Origin of the sequence: Pseudonocardia ailaonensis (genome assembly GCF_039531635.1) — a bacterium.
Lineage (GTDB): Bacteria > Actinomycetota > Actinomycetes > Mycobacteriales > Pseudonocardiaceae > Pseudonocardia > Pseudonocardia ailaonensis.
On the sequence record NZ_BAAAQK010000020.1, the window covers coordinates 1 to 20,879 of the forward strand.

Here is a 20,879-nt window from a genome sequence, read left to right on the forward strand (position 1 = left end):
TCCCAGTCGGTGTGGTTCTGCCAGTTGAAGTGGACGCCAACCTTCATCGTCAGTCCTTTCGAGGGCGTGGGGCCGATGCGGCCGCAATGCTCGTGAGGTCGGGAGCGACCGCGCGGTCACGTGACCGGAGGCAGCTCAAGTGTGATTGATTTTTGACCGGTCGTCAATAAACGAGTATGTTCACGCCGTCCGGGCTGGCGGGGTGTTCCGCTGTCCGGCGCTCTCAGGAGGGACCGGCGCCTCGCGCGCAGTCGTGCTCGACGTGAGACCTCGGGTCGCACCGACAACTCAGACAGACCAGACCAGGCGGCGTCGCCGTCTGCTGAACCGGGAGGCGAAGCAGTGAGAACATCGAAGTTCGCGGTAGGAGTGGGTATCGCCGTCCTACTCGCTGTGAGCGCTGCCTGTGGGAGCAGCTCCGGCGGCACGCCGGTGGGCTCGGGTGGCTCGTCGGCCTCCATGTCCCCCGGCAATGCCGCCGACAGCTCGAAGTCCCCGATCATGGTCGGCTTCCACAACCTCGAGGGTGGCGCTGTGTCGCTCCCCGAGGTGCGCAACGGCTGGGACGCCGGGGTGAAGTACGTCAACGAGCAGCTGGGCGGCATCAACGGCCACCCGCTCAAGTCGATCAACTGCAAGACCGACGCGACGCCCGAGTCCTCGGTGAACTGCGCGAACCAGTTCGTCGAGCAGAAGGCCGTGCTGTCGGCCCAGGGTGCCGACTTCGGAGCCGACGCCATGCTCCCCGTGCTGCGCTCGGCCAAGCTCGCAGAGATCGGGGCCTTCCCCCTGACGCCCGGTATGAACGCGGCCGTCGGTGATGCCTTCTTCATGCAGGGCTCGGCCGAAGAGGGTTACGCGGCAAACCTCATCCAGCTCAAGAAGCTCGGCGGCACGAAGGTCGCCGTCGTCATGGTGGACGCCCCGACGAGCCACCAGAGCTACGACCAGATCATCGCGCCGGCCGGCACGAAGCTGGGTCTCACGACGAAGGTCTTCTACGTCCCGGCCCAGTCGGACTGGTCGGTCCAGACCGCGACGGTCCTCGCCTGGGGCCCCGACGCCCTCGCCACCTATGTCGCCGGGGACGCGCTGGCCGCGGTGCCGGCGTTCCGGTCCGCGGGCTTCACCGGCTACATCTCCGCCGGGGCGAACATCGAGATCATTCCGACGCTCGACTCGGCGACCCTGGACAAGGTGCTGTTCAACGCGCCGTTCTACCTCCCCGAGTTCACCAGCATCCCGGCTGCGGTGCAGCCGGACATCGACGCCTTCACCGAGTACACCTCGGGCCTGCCCGCGGGTGGCAGCGTCACCCAGCGTCAGACCGGTTTCTACACGGCGCTGATGGCCGCCCAGGCGCTGCGCGACATCGGCGGCGACAGAACGGACACGCTGACCCCCGAGGCCGTCCACACCGGGATGGCCACCTGGAAGGGCGCACGTGAGCCCTTCCGCACCAACGGCTGGGACTGCGCGAAACCGACCTGGCCCGGCACGACCGCATGTGGCTCCGGCAACGTCTACGCCGCTGCTGGTGCGGACAAGAAGCTGGCTCCGCTGCCGGACCAGCCGGTCGACATCTCCTCGGTCCGGCCGTAGCAGCCCGGTCTTTCCCGGTGGTCGTCGCGATGGGTTTAAGGTCAGGCCTGGGTACTCCGGCGGCGTTCGGTCACCCAGGCCGCCACCTGGGTCCGGCTGCCGAACGCGAGCTTGGTCAGGATGTGGGCCACATGGGCGTCCACGGTGCGGGGGGAGATGGCGAGCCGGCCCGCGATCTGCCGGTTCCCGAGCCCCTCGGCGACCCGCTGCGCCACTTGCCATTCCCGTTCGGTCAGAGGCTCGAAGATCCCGGCGAGGTCCCGTCCCGCGCCGCCGGCCGGGGCACCCGTTGCGTAGGCGAACGCCTGCGTGGTCGACAGCTCGGCCCCCGCGGTCATGAGCGCATCGACGACGCGCTCGGGGAGCTGTTCGCGCAGGTGCTCGAGCGACGCGGCGCGAAACCTGCGGAGGGCCCCGACGCGCTCGATGGAGGCGCCGCTGCGCCGCCACGCGGCCTCGGCGCAACCGGCCAGAGTCGCCCCGCGCCGGGGATCGTCGGCGACGCTGAACCACGCCAGCGCGTCCAGGCACATCGCCTGTCCCGTGCTCTCGTCGCAGCGGGTCTTGAGCTGCAGGGCTTCGAGCACCATGGCCTCGGCCACCGCAGGTTCGCCCACATCGCGGAGGAGCAGGCCGAGGTGCAGGAGGCTGCTCGAGTGCAGGGTGGTCTCGTGGTGTATGCCGCTCACGTGCAGGCATTCGCGGAGCAGTTCCTGCGCCGAGTCGAGCTCGCCGCAGAGCCACTGTGTGACGCCGTAGCTGAGCAGGACGTGCGTGCGGCCGACGAAGTCGTCGGTGCGTGCGAACAGGCGCAGCGCCTCGGCGAGCGGGGTCCGGGCGCTGTAGGACTCGCCGATGGTCAGCTGGGCGATGCCCTCCACGAAGCAGAGATATCCCAGGTCGGCGGGCTCGGGCTCACCGCCGGCTTCTGACCGGGCGTCGGCGACAAGTCTCGGCACGTCGACCACGTCACCGAGGCAGGCGGACAGGTAGGCGAGCCAGCGCAGAGCGGTGGCGCGCCCGGGGGTGCCCGGTTCGGACTCCTCGACGCCGCGCCGCAGCCAGTGTCGGCCCTCCGAGAGCAGCCCGGCGGTCACCCAGTAGAGATTCAGGTCGGAGGCAATGGCCATCGCCCTGGCGGGCCGACGGCCGTCGAGGGCGAAGCGCAGCGCGGCCGCGATGTTCTGGTGCTCGCGGCGCAGCCGCCGCGACCATTCCTGCTGGCCGGGCCCGAACCAGCCCTCCCGGTAGGCGGTCGCGAGCTGGGCGCACCAGCCGACGAGCCGGTCGTGCACGGCCGCGATCCCGCCGGAGTCGGCGAGCCGCTGGTGGCCGAACTCGCGGATCGCGCCGAGCATCCGGAACCGCGCCTCGGAGCCCTGTTCCCGGACGAGGACGGACTTCTCGACCAGCTCGGTGAGCAGGTCGACGACGTCGTCGGAGGGCAGGTCGTCACCGCTGCACACCGCCTCGGCCGCCGACATGACGAAGCTGCTCGGGAACACCGACAGCCGAGCCCAGAGCAGCTGCTCAGGTGCCGTGCACAGGTCGTGGCTCCAGGCGATCGAGGCGAGCAGGGTCTGGTGGCGAGCCGAGGCACTACGGTCGCCGGTGGTCAGCAGCCGCAGCCGGGAGCCGAGCCGGGCGTTGATCTCCTCGACGGGCAGGGCGCGTACCCGGTCGGCGGCGAGCTCGATGGCCAGCGGGATGCCGTCGAGGCGCTGGCATATCTCGGCCACGTGCGGCGCGGTGGCCTCGGTGAGGGTGAACCCCGGTTCGCGGGCGCGGGCCCGGTCCAGGAACAGCCGGACTCCGTCGTACTGCTCCAGATCGGCTGCCCGGGACCCCTCGGCCCACGTCGGGACCGGGAGCGGTGGCACGGCGTAGGTATGCTCCCCGGCGATCCGAAGAGGTTCGCGGCTGGTGGTCAGGACGTGGACGTCCGGCGCGCGGGCGAGGATCCGCCGGACCAGCAGCGCGCACGGCACGACGAGGTGCTCACAGTTGTCCAGGACGAGCAGCAGGTGCCGGGACGCGAGCCGCTCGGCGAGTGTCTCGGCGGTCCAGCCGGCAGGGTCGTCGAGGAGGCCCGACGCGAGGGCGACCGTGTGGGGGACGAGCTCGGCGGTGCGCACCTCGGCCAGCTCGACGACCACCACCCCGTCGGGGAACGCACGGCGGGCCTGGTCAGCGACGCGCAGGGCCAGCCGGGTCTTGCCCACCCCTCCGGGACCGTTGAGGGTGACCAGCCGCGAGGAGGACAGGAGCGCACGGGCCTCACCGAGCTCACGGCGGCGGCCGACGAACGTGGTGATCTCGGCCGGCACGTCGCTGCCGGTGCGGTGCGGAGACCGGCCCATCATCCGGAGCATAGCCGGGCGCGCGGGCGGGTCGCGGGAGTTCCCGAGACCCGCCGTGGGGCGTGATCATGGACGGACGCGGTGGGCCCACTCCCTCAGTGAGGTCGTCGGTACCCCCAGGGCACGCGCATACTCGGGGAAGGCGGGCGAAGGGCGGGCGCTGAGGTAGGTCTGCGAGTGGATGAATACCTCGGGGAGACCCTCCGCGATCGCTTCCTCAACGCTCTCTGCCACGGTCAGTGGCCGCCCCCAGACCTGGCGGAGGGTCGCGACCGCCTCGCGGAAGCTGAGCCGCTCACTCGCGAGCTCGAGCTCCACGCTGTCGAACCGCTCAGGGTCGGCGAAAGCCGCGGCTGCTGCCGAACCGATGTCGTCCACCGCGACGAACGCCTGCGGCACATCGAGATCGTAGGCCACCAGGATCCGGTCGGTCGATCCCTTGGCATAGAAGTAGGACGGTGGCAGAAAGTTCTCCATGAAGGCCGAGGGCCTCAGTATCGTGGTCGACCGCGCACCGACCTCACGCAGCGCATCCTCGGCGAGGGCCTTGACCCGGAACACGTGGGCGAGGAACGGGCTCCACCGCTCCTCGTCGATCTGCCGGGCGCTGTTGGACGACGAGGTGTGCACCACCTGTTCCACGCCCGCGGTCGCTGCGGCGGCCGCCAATCGCTGGGCGCGACGAATCTCGGCGTCCCCGTTGAGATCGGTGAAGTCCGGGGTCTGGATCGAGAAGAGTCCACGGGCACCGTCCAGAGCGCGCTTCAACGTCTCAGGTTGGTCGAGATCTCCTTCTACCAGGTGGACTCCGAGGTCCGCGAGCGCGCTTGCCCGCGCCGACTCCGGGTTGCGCACCAAGCCGTGCACCTCGGTGCCCGCTGCGCGGAGGGCTCGGGCAACCGCCCCACCTTGCTTGCCTGTCGCACCGGTGACGAGGACGAAGGTGCTCATGTCTGGATCCTGTCTCTCAGAGAAGTTCGGCGTGGAGAAGTGTGTGCGGGACGACCGCACCGGGACTCGTGAGCCCGAGCTGTCTCAGACGTCGACGGCATCGCTCACCGGTCGAGCCTCCTGCCGGGCCTCATGTGCCTTGATCGAGGACTCGAACACCGGCGCGCCGCCGGGCAGCACGGCCAAGGTTGCCTCCAGCTCGTCGACGGTCCAGCGGCGGTCCTTGTCGAACGTCTCGGTCTCCCTCCAGGTCTCCTGCAGCCCGATGTGGCCACCCAGCACGGTGAACACCCGCCCGGAGACCCGGCAATCTGCCGCGGACAGTGCGACGACGAGCGGCGAGACGTTGGCCGGGTCCCAATGGTCGAAGCCTGCCGCATCACGTCCGACCGTGGCGGCGAACGCGGGCGACCCACTCGTCAGCCTGGTCCGCGCGACCGGGGCGATGGCGTTGACCCGGACCCCGATCCGGTCGAGCTCGCGGGCGGCGACGAGCGTCATCGCGGCGATTCCGGCCTTCGCCGCGGCATAGTTGAGTTGGCCCGGGTTTCCCCGCAACCCCGATGGCGACGACGTGTTCACGACAGCGGCGTTCACCGGGCGGCCGGCCTTCGACTCCGCTCGCCAATGGTTCGCGGCGTGATGCAGGGGTACGAAGTGCCCCTTCAGGTGTACCTCCATGACCGAGTCCCACTCGGCCTCCGACATGGTGACGAGGAAGCGGTCGCGCAGGATGCCGGCGTTGTTGACCAGGACGTCGAGGCCACCGAACGTCTCGATCGCGAGACGCACCATTCGCTCGGACTCGCTCCAGTCCGTGACGCTGCCGACGTGCGCGACCGCGCGTCCGCCGGCCGCCTTGATCTCGGCGACCACGTCGTGCGCGGGCCCGGCAGTCGCTCCTGATCCGTCGGTTGCCGCGCCGTTGTCGTTGACCACGACGTTCGCACCGAGCCCGGCGAAGAGCAGGGCGTGTTCTCGACCCAGCCCCCTCCCTGCACCCGTGATGATCACTGTTCGATCCGTGAATGTGCTCATTCGTTCATTCCTCCACGAGTCGATGTCTAGCATCCTGTGAGATCGAGAGCCATGAGTCCAGCTAGGCAACGTGAACACTAGCTGTCGAAGCGGTTGGCGCGGTAGGTCTGTCGTCACAGTGAACGCAACAGTCGTTAACCACAATGCCCGACGAACGCCTGCGGGTACGGTCAGCGCACCGTCAGCTGTGACTGTCCGGAGGAAGGCTGTGGGTCGATGACAGCGGTGAGGTCGAGTGCTGCGGGGCGCGCCGATCGCCGCGCCCAGGTCTTGGCGGCGGCCGCTCAGCTCTTCCGGCAGCGCGGCTATGCACAGGTGGGCGTCGACGACATCGGCGCGGAGGTGGGCTTCAGCGGTCCTGCCGTCTATCGCTACTTCCCCGGCAAGCAGGCCATGGTCGTTCAGCTCGGGATCGACTTCCTCGAGCGGGTCCGGGAGACCGCGGCGGGGGCGGTCGACCGGCACGCGGTGGTGCTCGAGGCCGCGCTTCGCGACCCCGACGGCCTTTATGCACTGGTCCGCTTCGCCGAGGTGATGGCCACAGATCCCGACGGGGTCGTCCTCGCAGGGCGTTCGACGTTCGACGCGGGGTGGGACGAGGTGCTCCCGTCTCTGGACGATGCCGGACTCGACCGTCGGCGCCGCATGCGAATGCGCGCACTCGCCGGGGTGTTCCTGCACGTGGCCCTCGTCGGACGGGTTTCGCTCGCCCTTCGCCGGCAGGTCGGGCTGTCCGCGGCGGCCGCCGTTCTCGATAGCCCCCTTTCGCGTGTCGGGCACGGCGCCGAGCCCGGGACCCCGCGAACCCGACTGCGTCACGTCACACGGCGCGAGGACCTGCTGGCCGTGGCGACCCGCCTCATGGGTGAACGAGGATACACATCTGTGTCGCTGACGGACATCGGTGCGGAGGCCGGTGTCTCGGCCTCCGCCGTGATGCGTCACTTCGACTCCAAGGAGAACCTGCTCTCGGCCGCGGTCGCACGGGCGGGTGAGCAGGTGGCAGGGGGGATCGCGACGGCGCTGCGGCTGGCCGGGTCCGCCGAGGAGGCTGTCGCCGGTATCGCTGCCATGTACGCGCGATATGTCGTCGAGTGTCGGGACTCGGTGGTCATCTTCGCGACCGAGTCCTACGCGCTGTCCGGAGCGGCCGGCGAGGCTCGGCGGCAACGGCACAGGATGTATGTGAGCGAGCTTGCCCACGTGGTGGGTCTGGCCACGCCTCGGTGGTCCGTCGACGAGTGTCACCTGCGGGCCGGGGCGGCCTACGCGCTGATGAACGAGCTCGTCATCAGTCGCGCCGTAGCCCTGGAGTCGGGAGACATCGCCGCCGTCCAGGCGCTCGCCATGGCGGTCCTGACCCCGGTGGACGACGAAGCTCATTGACTCTGGTTAACGCCTGTGTACATTTGAGTCCGTGACGGAGAAAGCTGCGGTGGGCATTCTGGCGTACGGGTCCTACGTCCCGTACTGGCGGTTGTCGCGGTCGACGATCAGGGCCGCGACCGGTGTCGGGCGTGGCTCCGGGACGCGAGCCGTTGCCGGCTACGACGAGGATTCGACCACCCTGGCCGTCGAAGCAGCCCGGGATGCGCTTCGGACCTCGCCGATACCGGCGCAGGAGTGCGGCGGGCTGGTCCTGGCGACGTCCTCGCCGGTTTACGCGGACAAGACGAACGCGACGGCATTGCACGCGGCGCTCGGGCTGCCTCAGGACGCGCACGTGGCCGATGCCGCCGGCGCGGTCCGTTCCGGGATTGCGGCGCTGCTGTCCGCAATGTACCGGCCGAGCGCAACCCTGGTCGCTCTGTCCGACCTGCGATCGGGCCCGAGCGGGAGTTCCGACGAGGCGCGCGGCGGAGACGGGGCGGCGGCGTTCGTCGTCGGGGACGCCGGCGGGGGTGAGCTCGTCGCCGAGCTGATCGGCGTCGGCTCGGCGAGCAGGGAGTTCCTCGACCGGTGGAAGGCGCCGGGGGAGCCCTGGAGCGCGACCTGGGAGGAACGCTTCGGTGAGGACCTGTACCGGGAGCTGGGGGTGGCCTCTGTCGATCACGCGCTGAAGCAGGCCGGAATCAGCGTCACCGACGTCGACCACCTTGCGGTGACCGGGTTGTCGGACCGGGCTGCCGGGAGGCTGGGTCGCGATGTCGGAGTCGATCGGGCGAAGGTGGCCGACGATCTCGTGGACCGCATCGGCAACTGCGGTGCGGCGCATCCCGGACTGCTCCTCGCCGCGGTACTCGATGCGGTGGGGCCGGACCAGGTCGTCGCGGTGACCGTCCTGGCGGACGGGGCCGACACGCTGCTGTTCCGCACGAGCCCGGTCCATCGTCCGCGGGTCCGTGGGGTCGAGGAACAGATTCGGGGCGGCACGGGTGAGGTCTCGTACGTGGACTTCCTCACGTGGCGCGGCCTCGTCGAGCGACAGCAGCCCCGTCGCCCGGACCCGGACCGGGCGGTCGCCCCGGCCACGAACCGTCAGCTGGACTGGAAGTTCGGTTTCACGTGCTCGGCGTGCCTGTCCTGTGGGACCCGGCACCTGCCGCCGCAGCAGGTCTGCCTGCGTTGCGGGACCGTCGACTCGATGGCCCCGACACGCCTGGCGGACACGCCCGCGACGATCGCGACCTACACCGTCGACCATCTCGCCTTCTCGCTCGCTCCCCCGGTCGTCGGCGCGGTCGTCGACTTCGACGGCGGTGGTCGTTTCATGTGCGAGCTCACGGACCTGGCGGTCGACGGTCTCGCGGTCGGACAGCGGGTCGGTATGTCGTTCCGCCGGGTGTCGACCACGGGTGGGATCCACAACTACTTCTGGAAAGCCACACCACTGAACGAGGAGCGGCCGGCATGACGTCGCACGGGATCAAGGACAAGGTCGCGATCGTGGGGATGGGGTGTACGGCCTTCGGAGAGCGTTGGGGGGCGTCCACCTCGGACTTGCTCGTCGAGGCGGTGACCGATGCCTTCACCGATGCGGGCGTGGAGAAGTCGGCGGTCGACGCCTACTGGCTGGGGACGATGAACTCCGGGTACTCCGGAATGGTGCTCTCGAGCGCGCTCAAGATCGACTACAAGCCGGTGACCCGGGTCGAGAACTTCTGTGCGAGCGGTTCCGAGTCCTTCCGCAACGCCTGCTACGCGGTGGCCTCCGGCGCGTACGACGTGGTCATGGCAGCCGGCGTCGAGAAGCTGAAGGACTCCGGCTACTCCGGTCTCACCCGCAACAACCCACCGTCCGACGGCACGACTGCGCAGCTGACCGCACCGGCGCGGTTCTCGATGCTCGCCCCCGCTTACTCCGCCAAGTACGGTATCTCGCGAGCCGACTTCAAGCAGGCGATGACGCGTGTGGCCTGGAAGAACCATTACAACGGGGCCCGCAATCCGCGTGCGCAGTTCCGCGCCGAGGTGCCCGAGGAGAAGATCGCTGCCGCCCCCTCGATCGCCGGCGACCTGGGTGTCTTCGACTGCTCAGGGGTCTCTGACGGCGCTGCGGCCGCGATCATCGTTCGCGCCGAGGACGCACACCGCTACACCGACCGTCCGCTCTACGTGAAGGCCCTCGCGTTCGCGGCCGGACCGGGCACCGGGCCGATCGACCCGGCATACGACTACACGACCTTCGAGGAGGTCGTGCGATCCGCCAGGGACGCCTATGACCAGGCCGGTATCGAGTCACCGGTCGAGGACCTGATGATGGCCGAGGTGCACGACTGCTTCACGCCCACGGAACTGGTGTTGATGGAGGACCTCGGCTTCTCCGAGCGCGGACGGGCCTGCCAGGACACGATGGATGGCCGGTTCGGTCTCACCGGCGAGCTTCCGGTGAACCCCGACGGTGGGCTGAAGAGCTTCGGGCACCCCATCGGCGCCTCGGGACTGCGGATGCTGTTCGAGTGCTGGTTGCAACTGCGCGGCCGGGCCCCGGCGGACCGTCAGATCGCGATGCGGGGCAAGCGGTACGGCCTGACCCACAACCTGGGTGGTGCTCCGGGCGACTGCGTGTCGTTCGTCGCCGTCGTCGGCTCCGAGCTCGGCTAGCCGGCGCTGATCAACCACATCTTCCCGCCACGAGGAGTCCAGTGCGCCGTACCATCTACACCGACGAGCACGAGCAGTTCCGGACACTGATCCGGTCTCTGGTGCAGAGCGAGGTCGTGCCCCACTACCCCGACTGGGAGGCGGCCGGAGCGGTACCGAAGTCGTTCTACCGGCGGCTCGGGGAGCTGGGGGTGCTGGGCATCCGCGTACCCGAGGAGTACGGCGGGGCAGGGGTTACGGACCTGCGGTTCAGCGCGGTCATCGCGGAGGAGCTCGCTCGTGCCGCTGTCGGATTCGGTGGTGTGCGGGTCCACACCGACATCGTGCTGCCCTACCTGCTGGACTGCGCGAGCCCGGACCAGCTCGCCCGCTACCTACCCGGCTTCGTCAGCGGCGAGACGATGACTTCCATCGCGATCACCGAACCGGGGACGGGGTCGGACATGGCGAGCATCCGCACGAGTGCCCGGCGCGAGGGCGACACCTACGTGCTCAACGGCGCGAAGACCTTCATCACCGGTGGCGCCAACTCGGACCTGTTCCTGGTGGTCTGCCGCACCTCCCGCGCCGAGGGTGATCGACGCGGTGGGTTGTCCATCCTGCTCGTCGAGGCCGACAGCCCCGGTTTCGCCGTCGGTCGGATGCTGAGGAAGGTCGGGCTTCACGCGCAGGACACCGTCGAGCTGTCCTTCACGGACGTGGCAGTGCCGGCGGCGAACCTGCTCGGGGAGGAGGGGCGGGCGTTCGAGTACCTGACCGGGAACCTTGCGCAGGAGCGGCTGTCGATCGCGTTTGCCGCCTGCGCCGCGGCCGAAGCAGCGATCGAGGTGACACGCCGCTATGTCAGCGAGCGCCGCGTCTTCGGCGAGCCGCTGTCCGACTTCCAGAACACCAAGTTCGTCCTCGCCGACTGTCATGCAGAGACGTCGGCCGCACGGGCTCTGGTGGACCGATGCCTGGCGTCCGATGCGGACGGCGACCTCACCCCCGTGGAGGCGGCCACTGCCAAGCTGTTCTGCACGGAGGTCCAGGGCAGAGTCGTGGACCGCTGCGTCCAGCTCCACGGCGGTTACGGATACATGGTCGAGTATCCGATCGCGAGGCTCTACGCCGATGCCCGGGTGAGCCGGATCTACGGGGGGACGAGCGAGGTCATGCGGAGTGTGATCGCCAAGGCGCTCTGAGTTCTGGGGAACCCGTGGAGCGCGGGGTGTGGGCGCCGGCTGGGTCGGGTGAGTGTTAATCTCGCGTGATCGCCTCGGACCCCCTGGAAATGGGCACGATGACCCCAGAGCCTTCGGCCGCTGCCACCGTCAAGAAGGCGATCACGCACCCCAACACCCTCTTTCCCGAGTTTCTGGGCCTGGTCGTGCGGCCGATGGGCCAGTGGGCGCCGGTTGCGGCGATGGTGGGACTGATGGCGGAGTTCGGCTACGACAGCTCCAACGCCCGGGCCATGGTGGCCCGTCAGAAGAACCGAGGCTGGCTCGTCGCGGAGAAACGGGGAAGGGTCCGGGGCTACAGGCTCGGGGTCGAAGCTGTCGAGAGGCTGGCGGCCAGTGACGCCTACGTCTGGCATCCCCGTGAGCTGGCCCCACTCGCCGACGGCTGGGCGCTGGTCACCTTTTCCGTGCCCGAGGCGGCCCGCGCGAAGCGGAACCTGCTCCGATCCCGGCTGAACTCGCTCGGTTTCGGAACGGTCGGGCCGGGAGCCCTCATCGCCCCTGCTCGGATGATCGACGTCGCCCAGGGGGTGATCGCCGACTACGACCTCAAACAGTTCGCCGATGTCTTCCGTGCCCACCTGCCCGCCGGAGAGGACGCCCACGCGCTGATCCGGCGTGGCTGGGACCTCACCGCGATGGGGGACGACTACCGCGCCTTCATCGCGGAGTACCGCCCGGTCCTCCAGTTCTGGCGGGACCGGCTGGCCGCGGCCTCGGAGCCCGACCCTGTGCCCGACACCGAGCTGAGCCGTGAGGCCTTCCGCGACTACGTGCTCGCGTTCAACCGCTGGCGGCGGCTTCCGCTGAAGGACCCGGGCCTGCCGAGCGACTTGCTCGGTCCCGACTGGGCGGGACGAGAGGCGGGGGAGCTGTTCGAGGCGCTCGTTCTGCTCCTGCAGGAGCCGGCCCTCCGGTTCGCCCGGCAGTACTGGCCGGAAGAGGCCTCGGCGGGTGAGCCCGGGTGAGCACGGCCCGGCCGACGGCTACCGGAAGGCCTCGGCCGCGACCCTGACGGCGCGCTCGTCGCCCCGCACCACCAGCGTGGTGACCAGGGAGTCGCTCCAAGCCCGCGCCTCGTCCCGGATCTTCGCAGCCGGGCCCACCAGCGCGACCTGTTCGACGAGCGTGCGCGGCACAGCGGCCGCAGCGTCACCCTTGCGGCCACTCAGGTACAGCTCCCGGATGCGCTGGCAGTCGGCTTCGAACCCGATCCTGGCGAAGACGTCGTAGTGGAAGTTCCGCCCCTTGGGGCCCATGCCCCCGATGTACAGGGCGAGGCGCGGCCGCACGGCGTCGGCGGCTCGGTCGATGTCCTCGTCCACTACGACGTCGACCGGGCATACCACTTCGAACGACTCGGCAGTCGAACGGGCATGAGGGTGGGCGAACCCGCTGGCAAGACTCGAGCGATGCTGGGTGTCGTCGTAGGGCGAGTAGAACAGCGGCAGCCATCCGTCGGCGATCTCGGCGGCGAGCGCCACGTTCTTCGGCCCTTCTGCGGCGAGCAGGACAGGCAGGCAGGGCCGGCGTGGGTGGAGCGTGGAACGCAGCGACTTCCCCAGCCCGGTGCCCGTCGACGCCGGCAGCTCGTAGTGCCGGCCCGCGAACCGGACCACATCGCGACATAGTGCCTGGCGGAGGATCGAGACGTACTCACGGGTGCGTTCGAGAGGACGCTCGTAGGGCTGGCCGTACCAGCCCTCGACGACCTGCGGTCCCGACGCGCCGATGCCCAGCACGAACCGGCCGTCACTCAGGTGGTCGAGTGTCATCGCGGCCATCGCCGTGGCTGTAGGAGTCCGCGCCGCCATCTGCACGATCGCGGTGCCGAGCCGCAGCCGTCGCGTCCGGCTGCCGAGCCACGCCAACGGTGTCAGCGCGTCCGAGCCCCAGGCCTCACCCGTCCACACCGAGTCGTATCCGTGGTCCTCTGCGAGCTCGACGAGCCGGGCCTGGCCGGGTGGTTGCGCGGCGCCCCAGTATCCGAGTCCCAGTCCCAGCTTCATCGTTCTCCCGTCCCGGGCCGCGGCTGCCGTGGCATCGTGAGCACCCTCATGGGACCGTGACCCGGGCGGCCCCGGACAGCGTGACGCTCCCGTCCTCCAGGCGGACGGTCAGGTCGAGCTCGGCGACATCGTCGGACACCGCGACGACCACACCTTCACACGTGGGTGCGGCCAGAACCGGGGTCATCGCGGTGAAGCGAACGCACCAGCTCAGCAGCTGTGCCTGCGGGCGCCAGTCGGTGAGCAGACGGCCGAGGTACGCCATCGAGAGCATGCCGTGCGTGATCACGTCGTCGAAGCCCGCCAGCCTCGCCGCGTCGATGTCAATATGGATCGGATTGTGATCGTGGGACGCGCCGGCGAACAGCGCCAGCTCTGTTCGGCTGATCGGCGGCAGTACGAGCGGGCCGACCCGATCGCCGACGGTCGGGGTGCCGGTCGCCGTGCTCACGCGGCGGACCTCCGGATTGCCACCACGTTGACCAGCTCGGCCACCGACTCACCCGCACGCGACACGGTGGTGGTCCTGGTGAGGAAGGCCAAGGCGCCGCCCTTCTTCTCGCGGTAGTCGGTGACCCGCGGGGCAAGATGAAGCTCGTCGCCAGCGAACGCCAGGCGGTGGTACTCGAAACTCTGCTGGGCGTGCAGGATCTGGGACAGCCGGGCGCCGGCCGTCCGCAGTGCCGCGTACGGGTCCGGGCGCTGCAGCTCCAGGCTGAAGAAGAATGTGGGAGGTACCACCAGATCCGGGTGGTTCGCGGCGTGCGCGGCGTCGACGTCTACATAGACACCGGCCTGCTCGCCGATCGCTACGGCGAAGAACCGGAGCTGGCTGCGCTCGACCGCGACCGAGAAGGACTGGAGCTCGGTGGCGATGAGCGCATCTCGCAGGGTCTGTTCCGGCAGGAGTGACATGGGCTCTCCGATGGTGGACTCGATGGGGGATCCGGAGGTGTCGACGGCTAGGTCAGGGTGCGCGCGGACGCTTCCGCCAGTTCGACGACGTGGTCTCGCTGTGCGGCGATGTCGAACTCGGCGGCACCCATGGCGCCGTCCCGGTAACGGACGTAGACACCTTCGCCGATGCATGCCAGTCGCCACAACGCGAACGCCTGGTACCAGCCGATGTCCGAGACATCCCGTCCGGTGCGGGCCTCGTACCGGGCGATCACCGCGCTGCGGGTCGGGTAGCCGGGATGACCGGTCGGCGACGGCGACACCTCGGGCTCACCCGGTTCGCGCCACAGCGCGGTGAGCCAACCGAGATCGGCCAGGGTGTCGCCGAGAGCACACAGCTCCCAGTCCAGCACGGCGCGAGGTGTCCCGTCCCGACCGATCAGCAGGTTGCCGAACCGGAAGTCACCGTGGACCAGCCCGGTGTACCGCTGCGGTGGTGCGGTCGCGCTCAGACGCGACCACACTTCGTCGATGATCGGCAGCGACCGGTCGGTGACGGCATGGAACTGCCGGCGCCATCGGGCGAGCTGGCGCGAGAGGTAGTCCTCCCGCCGCCCGAGCCGGCCGAGGCCGACGGCGTCGATGTCGAGCTCGTGGATCGCGGCCAGCGAGTCCACCAGGCCCGCCCCGGCGACCGACCGTGCGGTGACCGGGTAGGCCGCGCCGTCGTCGTCGGTGGTGAGGACGACGCCCTCGACGAACTCCATCACGAAGAACGGTGCTTCCAGGACCGAGGGATCGGTGCACAGCCCGAACAGTCCCGGCACCGGGACCCGGCTCTCCTGGAGACGGGAGAGGACGGAGTACTCGCGTTCCATGTCGTGGGCCCGGGGCTGCGCCGACCCGGTCGGAGGCCGGCGCAGGACGTACGTCCGGTCGGTGGCGTCGTCGATCCGATAAGTCAGGTTAGAGCGGCCGCCTGCGACCAGTGTGGCCCGGGCAGGACCGTCGAGGGGGATCCGCTGCTCGGAGAACCAGCGGGTGACCCGGAGCAGCTCGTCGTCACGCATCGGCGTACTTCGCCAGCTCGATGCGGGCGAGTGTGCGCAGATGCACCTCGTCCGGCCCGTCGAGGATCCGCAGTGACCGCTGCCGGGCGAAGGCTTCCGCCATGGGGAAGTCCTGCGACAGTCCCGCTGCGCCGTGCACCTGGATCGACCGGTCGAGGACCCGAATGGCCATCGCCGGGACTGCCACCTTGATGGCCGAGATGGCGCCGCGGGCCACCTTGTTCCCGGCCCTGTCCATGAGCCACGCCGCGTGGTAGGTCAGCAACCGGGCCTGGTCGATCTCGATGCGGCTGTCGGCGATGTACTTCTGGACCAGGCCCTGGTCGGCCAGCGGTCGGCCGAAAGCGGTGCGGGACTTCGCCCGGCGGCACATCAGCTCGAGGGCTCGTTCCGCCGCTCCGATGGAGCGCATGCCGTGATGGATCCGCCCCGGGCCCAGCCGGGCCTGGGCGATCTCGAAGCCACTCCCTTCGCTTCCGAGGAGGTTCGAGGCGGGGACGCGGACGTCGTCGAGGGTGACCTCGCAGTGCCCTGCCTTGTGGTTGTAGCCGAGTACGAGCAGATCTCGGACGATCTCCAGCCCGGGAGTGTCGAACGGCACGAGGATCATGCTCTGCTGCCGGAACGTCGGCGCCTCCGGATCGGTCTTACCCATCACGATGCCGAGGCTGCACCGTGGATCTGCCGCCCCGGAGATCCACCACTTCCTGCCGTTGATGACGTAGTCGTCACCGTCGCGGACGATGCTGCAGCGGATATTGGTCGCGTCGGAGCCTGCGACGTCGGGCTCCGTCATGAGGAATGCAGAACGGGTGGTCCCTTCGAGCAACGGGGCGAGCCACCGTACCTGCTGCTCCGCGCTGCCGAACATCGCCAGCAGTTCCATATTCCCGGTGTCGGGCGGCGAGCAGTTCAGGGCCTCCGCCCCGATCATGCTTCGACCGGTCAGCTCGGCGAGCGGTGCGTAGTCCAGGTTGCTCAGGCCCCCTCCCCACTCGGTCGCGTGCGGCAGGAAGAGGTTCCACAGGCCGGCCTCGCGAGCCGCCCGCTTGAGCTTCTCCATGACCGGCGGCTGCGAATGCGGGCCGGCCGAGGCCAGTTGCTCCTCGTAGACCCGCTCAGCGGGGTAGACCTGCTCCGTCATGAAGGATTGAAGTCGGTCGTACAACTGTTGGGCCAGGGGGCTCAGGTCGAAGTCCACTCGACTACCTCACTCGTGCGGTGGGGGAAGGAGCAGCGGTGTCCAGCAGGGCGACCTGCTCACGGAGCTCCCGCTTGAGGACCTTGCCGACGGCATTGCGCGGGAAGTCGGACGTCTGCAGGTAGACCTCGGCGGGCACCTTGAACGCGGCCAGATGCTGTGCGACGTGGCGCCGCAGGTCGTTCGCGGTGGTGGTTGATCCCACTCGTGCGCGAACGATCGCGATCAGCTCCTCGCCAAGCACGTCGTGCGCCCGTCCGAGGACTGCGCATTCTCGGACATCGGGGTGGGAACCGAGCACCTCCTCGACCTCCGTGCAGTAGATGTTCTCACCGGACCTGATCACGACGTCCTTGATCCTGTCGACCACGTACACGAATCCCTCCTCATCGATCCGGACGAGGTCTCCCGAGTGGAACCATCCATCGGCGTCGAACGCCTCGTGCTCCTGGCCCCAGTACCGGTAGGCGGAGTTCGGTCCGCGCAGCCAGGCCTCGCCGACCTGCCCGGTCACGACGTCTTCGCCCTCAGCGTCCACGACGCGGATCTCCGTGGTCGGGAATGGGCGGCCGACGGAGAGCGGCCGCTCGAAGAAGTCGTGCGAACCGATCATCACCATGGGGCCGGAGGTCTCGGTCAGGCCATAGCCCGCGCCGCCGGCCACCCGGTGATCGAAGACCGAGCCGACCCGGTCCACCAGTGCGGACCTGATGGGTGCCCCGCCGGAGGTGATGGTGCGCAACGTCGGCAGGTGGGCGCCGGTCCTCTCCACCACGTCGAGGAACGCGGAGATGACGGTCGGGACGCCGCCGGGGACCGTGTCGACCGATTCGCGCTGGATCAGCTCCAGAGCGCGGGCGGCATCCCACTTGTGCATCAGCACGATGTGCGTTCCGGTGGATGCGGCCGAGATGATCCGGGGCAAGGACGCGACGTGGAACAGCGGGCCGACCACGAGCGAGGTCGGAACGGGCGACGGCGTCGACACCGGGTCACCACGCAGCTCGGCGACCAGGGACTCGACGCGGTTGTGCACCTGCCCGTTGATCATCGTGCTGACATGCGCCCGGTGCGTGGCCACGGCACCCTTCGGTCGGCCGGTGGTGCCGGACGTGTACATGATGGTGGCATCGTCATCAGGTGCGATGGGGATCGCGGTCAGATCGAACTCGTCACGGTGTGCGTCGAGTACACCAGCCCAGGTCTCGTCGCCGCTCGGCTCGGACGACGGACGAACCTCGATGACGCGGCGAAGCTCGGGCAGGCAATGTCGTCGGCTCTGGATCAGCGCGCTGCGTTCGGCGTCTGCCACGACGACAGAGGCCCCGCAGTCGGCGAGAGCATCGGCGAGCTCGGCGGCCGTCCACCATCCGTTGAGCGGGACGCAGACGGCACCGACACTGACGGTCGCGCTGAACGCGACCACCCATTCCGGATAGTTGCGGGCCGCGACGGCGACGCGGTCGCCCGGCCGGATCTGACAATGCTCGACGAGCGCACCTGCGAAGCGGCCGACCAGCCGTAGCTGCTCGGACCAGCTGCAGGTTTCGTCCTCGAAGGTCAGCGCAGGTCGCTCGCCCCAGTGACGGCCGGCCAGGAGGACGTCCCGGATGCTGTCAGGGGCCGCGGTGTAGACGCGGAGATCGACCCCACGGATCCGCGCCGAACCCACCGGGAACGGACCATCAGGTCTGGTCAGCCGCTCCACGATGTCGACGCGCTGGTCGACGTCCTTCATCCCTCGCATCCCTTCGTATCGATGGTGATGTGCTCTCGTCCCAGGTGTCGCCGGCGAGTGGCCGGGGCCCGGTCTCGGACCGGACGATTGCCTACTGCTCGGTGTAGGCGGGGACGCGCACTCTGGCGATCTCGACGACCGACGTGTTGGTGCGCCGGCGGATGCGCTCTTCGCCACCCACTGCGCTGAGGATGAACAGCGTGTGCCCGTCGGCGCCTCCCAGAGCGCAGGCGAGCGGCATCCGGTCGGCGACGCGGACGATGTCGGTCACGTGGCCGCCCTCGAGTATGCGGCGGCACTCGTTCTCTCTCGGGGACGCGGTCCAGATCGCGCCGTCGGCGTCGACCGCGATCCCGTCGGCCGAACCGGGCCGCAGGTCCGCCCAGATTCGCCTCGGGCCGAGGGTTCCGTCGGCGTTCAGGTGGAACGACGTCAGCCTGCTCGCCGGGAACTCCGCGACCACGTAGGTCCGGCCGTCCGGTGTGAGGACGGCCCCGTTCGGAGCCATGAGTCCGTCTGCGACGACCCTCGCCGTTCCGTCCGGTTCGACCAGGATGATCCGCCCGTCAGCCGCGCCGGACGGGGATCCGGGGATGCCCATCGAGCCTACGTAGGCGCGCCCGTCCGAGGCAACGACCATGTCGTTGAGTCCTCCGACAGCAAGTGCTGTGAGGTCGGCGTGCACCCGCGGGCCGTCCGAGTCGAGCCGAAGAACGACGGGACGGTGCATGTCCACGACCAAAGGTGTGCCCCCGGGAAGGAAGCCCAGACCGCAGGGCAACTCGTCGCCGGTGAAGGTCGCCACGGTCTCGACCCGCCCGAGTTCGTCGACGGTCAGCACCCGTTGGTCGAAGATGTCGGAGAACCAGAGGCGGCCGCCGTACCAGCGCGGCGCCTCGGCAAAGCGGAGCCCGTCCAGCAGCAGCTGGGTGCCGACGAGGTCAGAGCCTGGCACCGGCGCTCATCTCGTCGAGGAGGCCCGGCGTACCGGTGCCCACCGTGAGCGTCGTGACGGGAACCCGAATCCCTACCTTCACCTGAACCTCCTGTGGTCGCTGCCTCCGCAAGGCGCAGCATATTCTTGACGACCGTCGTCAGACTATGTCAACCTCTCGTCACCGCAAGCGGTTCGACCGCCGGCGCCGGCGCCGGTCGAGGGCGGCTCAAACACCCGTCCCTCCACAGCGCTTCTTCGTGAGGTACGCCTCCTCCATCGACACTGGGAGTTGTGGTCGTTGACCCGCACTGCATCGAGAACGCGCAAGGAGCCGATCCCGTCTGCCGCACGCAGAGCAGCGGGCGCAGGCTTCATCGGAACCTTCATCGAGTACTACGACTATGGGCTCTACGGTGTGCTCACCGTCTATCTCGCCCCGCTGTTCTTCCCGGCAAGCGACCCAGCTGTCTCTCTCCTGGTGGGACTTGCGGTGTTCGGGGCCGGATTCGTCGCGCGCCCCCTCGGCGGGATCCTGATCGGTCGGCTCGGGGACCGCCGTGGCAGGAGGGCGGCGCTGCTCACCTCGGTGCTGCTGATGGGTGCGTGCACTGGTTTCATCGGGCTGCTCCCCACATACGCGACCGTGGGGGTCGTGGCGCCGATCATGTTGGTGACCTTGCGGCTCGGGCAGGGCATCTCGGCCGGCGCCGAGATGCTCGGCTCCGTCAGCTATGTGCTTGAGTCGGCTCCGCGGTCACGTCGCGGCCTCCTGGCCTCGCTGACGCCGCTGGGCAACACCCTTGGCGCCGGCGTCGGTGCGCTCACCGCCGCCGTCGTCAGTCTCACCGTGTCCAAAGAGGCGATGCTGTCCTTCGGATGGCGCATCCCGTTCCTCGTCGCGGTACCGCTCGCGATCCTGGCGTTCGTCGTCCGCCGGAGGATCGAGGATTCCCCGGAGTTCCTTGCCCTCAAGGAGAACAAGCAGATCGCGAAGGCCCCGCTTCGCGATACCTTCACGACGCACTGGCGGACGATGGTCGTCGCGTGCCTGCTCGCCCTCGGACTGAACGGGGCAGGCGCGGTCGCTGGCTGGCTGGTGACGTACCTCGCGGGTACCCGGGGTCTTCCGGCCGGCCAGATCATCCTGCTGTTCTCGATCTCGATGCTCCTCGTCGGAGGCATCGTGCCCATCTCGGGACGGCTCACCGACCGCTACGGCATGCGGCGCATGACGTTCACCTGGATCGTTGCCCTCATGGCACTGGTCCTGCCGCTGCTGTGGTTGCTCGGTACGGCGAGCTCCCCGTGGCTGCTACTGGTCGGGATGGTGGGATACCTGGGTCTGCTGTCCTTCCTGACCGCACCGGGCTACATGTACCTGGCCGAGCTGTTCCCCGCCAGGATCCGGTTCACCGCCTCGACCTTCGGGCAGAACGTCGGAGCGGTCGTCGCAGGTGGCGTCGGCCCGTTCGCGCTGGCGGGGCTGTTCCTGCTCACCGGGTCCAGCCTTGGTCCGGCGATCTGGATCGGCGGCGCCGGGGTGCTGACTCTGGTCGCGTTGGCCTTGGCCCCATTGTTGGCGCGGCCCACCGTGCCACCGACCGAGACGACCACGGATGCCTCCGCCCTGCCGGACGGCGTCGTGCCGAGCAGCTGATCCGGAGAAATGCCCGTGCATCATCCGCCGGTGCAGGGGTGCTGGGCATTCGTGATGTTTGATCGTATGGTCCCGGCCGGGTCGCCGTCCGGGCCCGGGAGAGGTTGGTCGAAGCATGGGCAATGACTACTTCAACACGCTCTACCAGCGCG

17 protein-coding genes are annotated in these 20,879 nt (G+C 69.2%); 7 read left to right on the forward strand and 10 right to left on the reverse strand.

What is annotated here, in order from left to right:
• Positions 1-393: 393 nt before the first annotated feature.
• Positions 394-1,602, forward strand: a complete 1,209-nt coding sequence (locus tag ABD324_RS26190; protein WP_344422549.1) for an ABC transporter substrate-binding protein — start codon at positions 394-396, stop codon at positions 1,600-1,602.
• A 41-nt stretch (positions 1,603-1,643) separates the two neighbouring features.
• On the opposite strand, the gene ABD324_RS26195 is transcribed toward ABD324_RS26190, so the two are convergent.
• The 3 genes from ABD324_RS26195 to ABD324_RS26205 all read right to left on the reverse strand — a co-directional run bounded on the left by ABD324_RS26195 (position 1,644) and on the right by ABD324_RS26205 (position 5,951).
• On the reverse strand, positions 1,644-3,962 hold the full coding sequence (locus tag ABD324_RS26195) for an ATP-binding protein (protein ID WP_344422552.1): 2,319 nt from the start codon (positions 3,960-3,962) through the stop codon (positions 1,644-1,646).
• 66 nt (positions 3,963-4,028) lie between these two features.
• Positions 4,029-4,913 (reverse strand): NmrA family NAD(P)-binding protein, encoded by an 885-nt coding sequence (locus ABD324_RS26200; protein WP_344422555.1) that lies wholly within the window; start codon positions 4,911-4,913, stop codon positions 4,029-4,031.
• Between the two features lie 84 nt (positions 4,914-4,997).
• Positions 4,998-5,951 (reverse strand): SDR family oxidoreductase, encoded by a 954-nt coding sequence (locus ABD324_RS26205; RefSeq protein ID WP_425565904.1) that lies wholly within the window; start codon positions 5,949-5,951, stop codon positions 4,998-5,000.
• 216 nt (positions 5,952-6,167) lie between these two features.
• Between ABD324_RS26205 and ABD324_RS26210 the strand changes: the two genes are divergently transcribed.
• The 5 genes from ABD324_RS26210 to ABD324_RS26230 all read left to right on the forward strand — a co-directional run bounded on the left by ABD324_RS26210 (position 6,168) and on the right by ABD324_RS26230 (position 12,186).
• On the forward strand, positions 6,168-7,337 hold the full coding sequence (locus ABD324_RS26210; protein ID WP_344422561.1) for a TetR/AcrR family transcriptional regulator: 1,170 nt from the start codon (positions 6,168-6,170) through the stop codon (positions 7,335-7,337).
• A gap of 31 nt (positions 7,338-7,368) precedes the next feature.
• On the forward strand, positions 7,369-8,805 hold the full coding sequence (locus ABD324_RS26215) for an OB-fold domain-containing protein (RefSeq protein WP_344422564.1): 1,437 nt from the start codon (positions 7,369-7,371) through the stop codon (positions 8,803-8,805).
• On the forward strand, positions 8,802-9,995 hold the full coding sequence (locus ABD324_RS26220) for an acetyl-CoA acetyltransferase (protein WP_344422567.1): 1,194 nt from the start codon (positions 8,802-8,804) through the stop codon (positions 9,993-9,995). The genes ABD324_RS26215 and ABD324_RS26220 overlap by 4 nt, the downstream gene beginning before the upstream one ends.
• Positions 9,996-10,036: 41 nt before the next feature.
• The gene (locus ABD324_RS26225) at positions 10,037-11,179 is read left to right on the forward strand and encodes an acyl-CoA dehydrogenase family protein (protein ID WP_344422570.1); all 1,143 of its coding nucleotides are present in this window, start codon (positions 10,037-10,039) and stop codon (positions 11,177-11,179) included.
• A 65-nt stretch (positions 11,180-11,244) separates the two neighbouring features.
• Positions 11,245-12,186 carry a PaaX family transcriptional regulator gene (locus ABD324_RS26230; RefSeq protein WP_344422573.1) on the forward strand — a complete coding sequence of 314 codons (942 nt, stop codon included), beginning with the start codon at positions 11,245-11,247 and terminating at the stop codon, positions 12,184-12,186.
• Between the two features lie 18 nt (positions 12,187-12,204).
• Here the strand turns inward: ABD324_RS26230 and ABD324_RS26235 are convergent, their stop codons facing one another.
• From ABD324_RS26235 to ABD324_RS26265, 7 genes are all read right to left on the reverse strand, one after another.
• A complete protein-coding gene (locus ABD324_RS26235; protein ID WP_344422576.1) occupies positions 12,205-13,227 on the reverse strand; it encodes an LLM class F420-dependent oxidoreductase in 1,023 nt (340 codons plus the stop codon).
• Between the two features lie 46 nt (positions 13,228-13,273).
• Entirely contained in the window at positions 13,274-13,678 is a 405-nt protein-coding gene (locus tag ABD324_RS26240; protein ID WP_344422579.1) for a MaoC/PaaZ C-terminal domain-containing protein, read from the reverse strand.
• Positions 13,675-14,142, reverse strand: a complete 468-nt coding sequence (locus ABD324_RS26245) for a MaoC family dehydratase N-terminal domain-containing protein (RefSeq protein WP_344422581.1) — start codon at positions 14,140-14,142, stop codon at positions 13,675-13,677. Before ABD324_RS26245 ends, ABD324_RS26240 begins: the two co-directional genes overlap by 4 nt.
• A 47-nt stretch (positions 14,143-14,189) precedes the next feature.
• Positions 14,190-15,194 (reverse strand): phosphotransferase family protein, encoded by a 1,005-nt coding sequence (locus tag ABD324_RS26250; protein ID WP_344422583.1) that lies wholly within the window; start codon positions 15,192-15,194, stop codon positions 14,190-14,192.
• A complete protein-coding gene (locus ABD324_RS26255; RefSeq protein ID WP_344422585.1) occupies positions 15,187-16,395 on the reverse strand; it encodes an acyl-CoA dehydrogenase family protein in 1,209 nt (402 codons plus the stop codon). Before ABD324_RS26255 ends, ABD324_RS26250 begins: the two co-directional genes overlap by 8 nt.
• A gap of 4 nt (positions 16,396-16,399) precedes the next feature.
• A complete protein-coding gene (locus ABD324_RS26260; RefSeq protein ID WP_344422587.1) occupies positions 16,400-18,133 on the reverse strand; it encodes a class I adenylate-forming enzyme family protein in 1,734 nt (577 codons plus the stop codon).
• Positions 18,134-18,224: 91 nt separating this feature from the next.
• On the reverse strand, positions 18,225-19,088 hold the full coding sequence (locus ABD324_RS26265; RefSeq protein WP_344422589.1) for an SMP-30/gluconolactonase/LRE family protein: 864 nt from the start codon (positions 19,086-19,088) through the stop codon (positions 18,225-18,227).
• Between the two features lie 280 nt (positions 19,089-19,368).
• On the opposite strand from ABD324_RS26265, the gene ABD324_RS26270 reads away from it, so the two are divergent.
• Positions 19,369-20,727, forward strand: coding sequence for an MFS transporter (locus tag ABD324_RS26270; protein WP_344422591.1), 1,359 nt, complete (start codon positions 19,369-19,371; stop codon positions 20,725-20,727).
• Positions 20,728-20,879 lie beyond the last annotated feature (152 nt).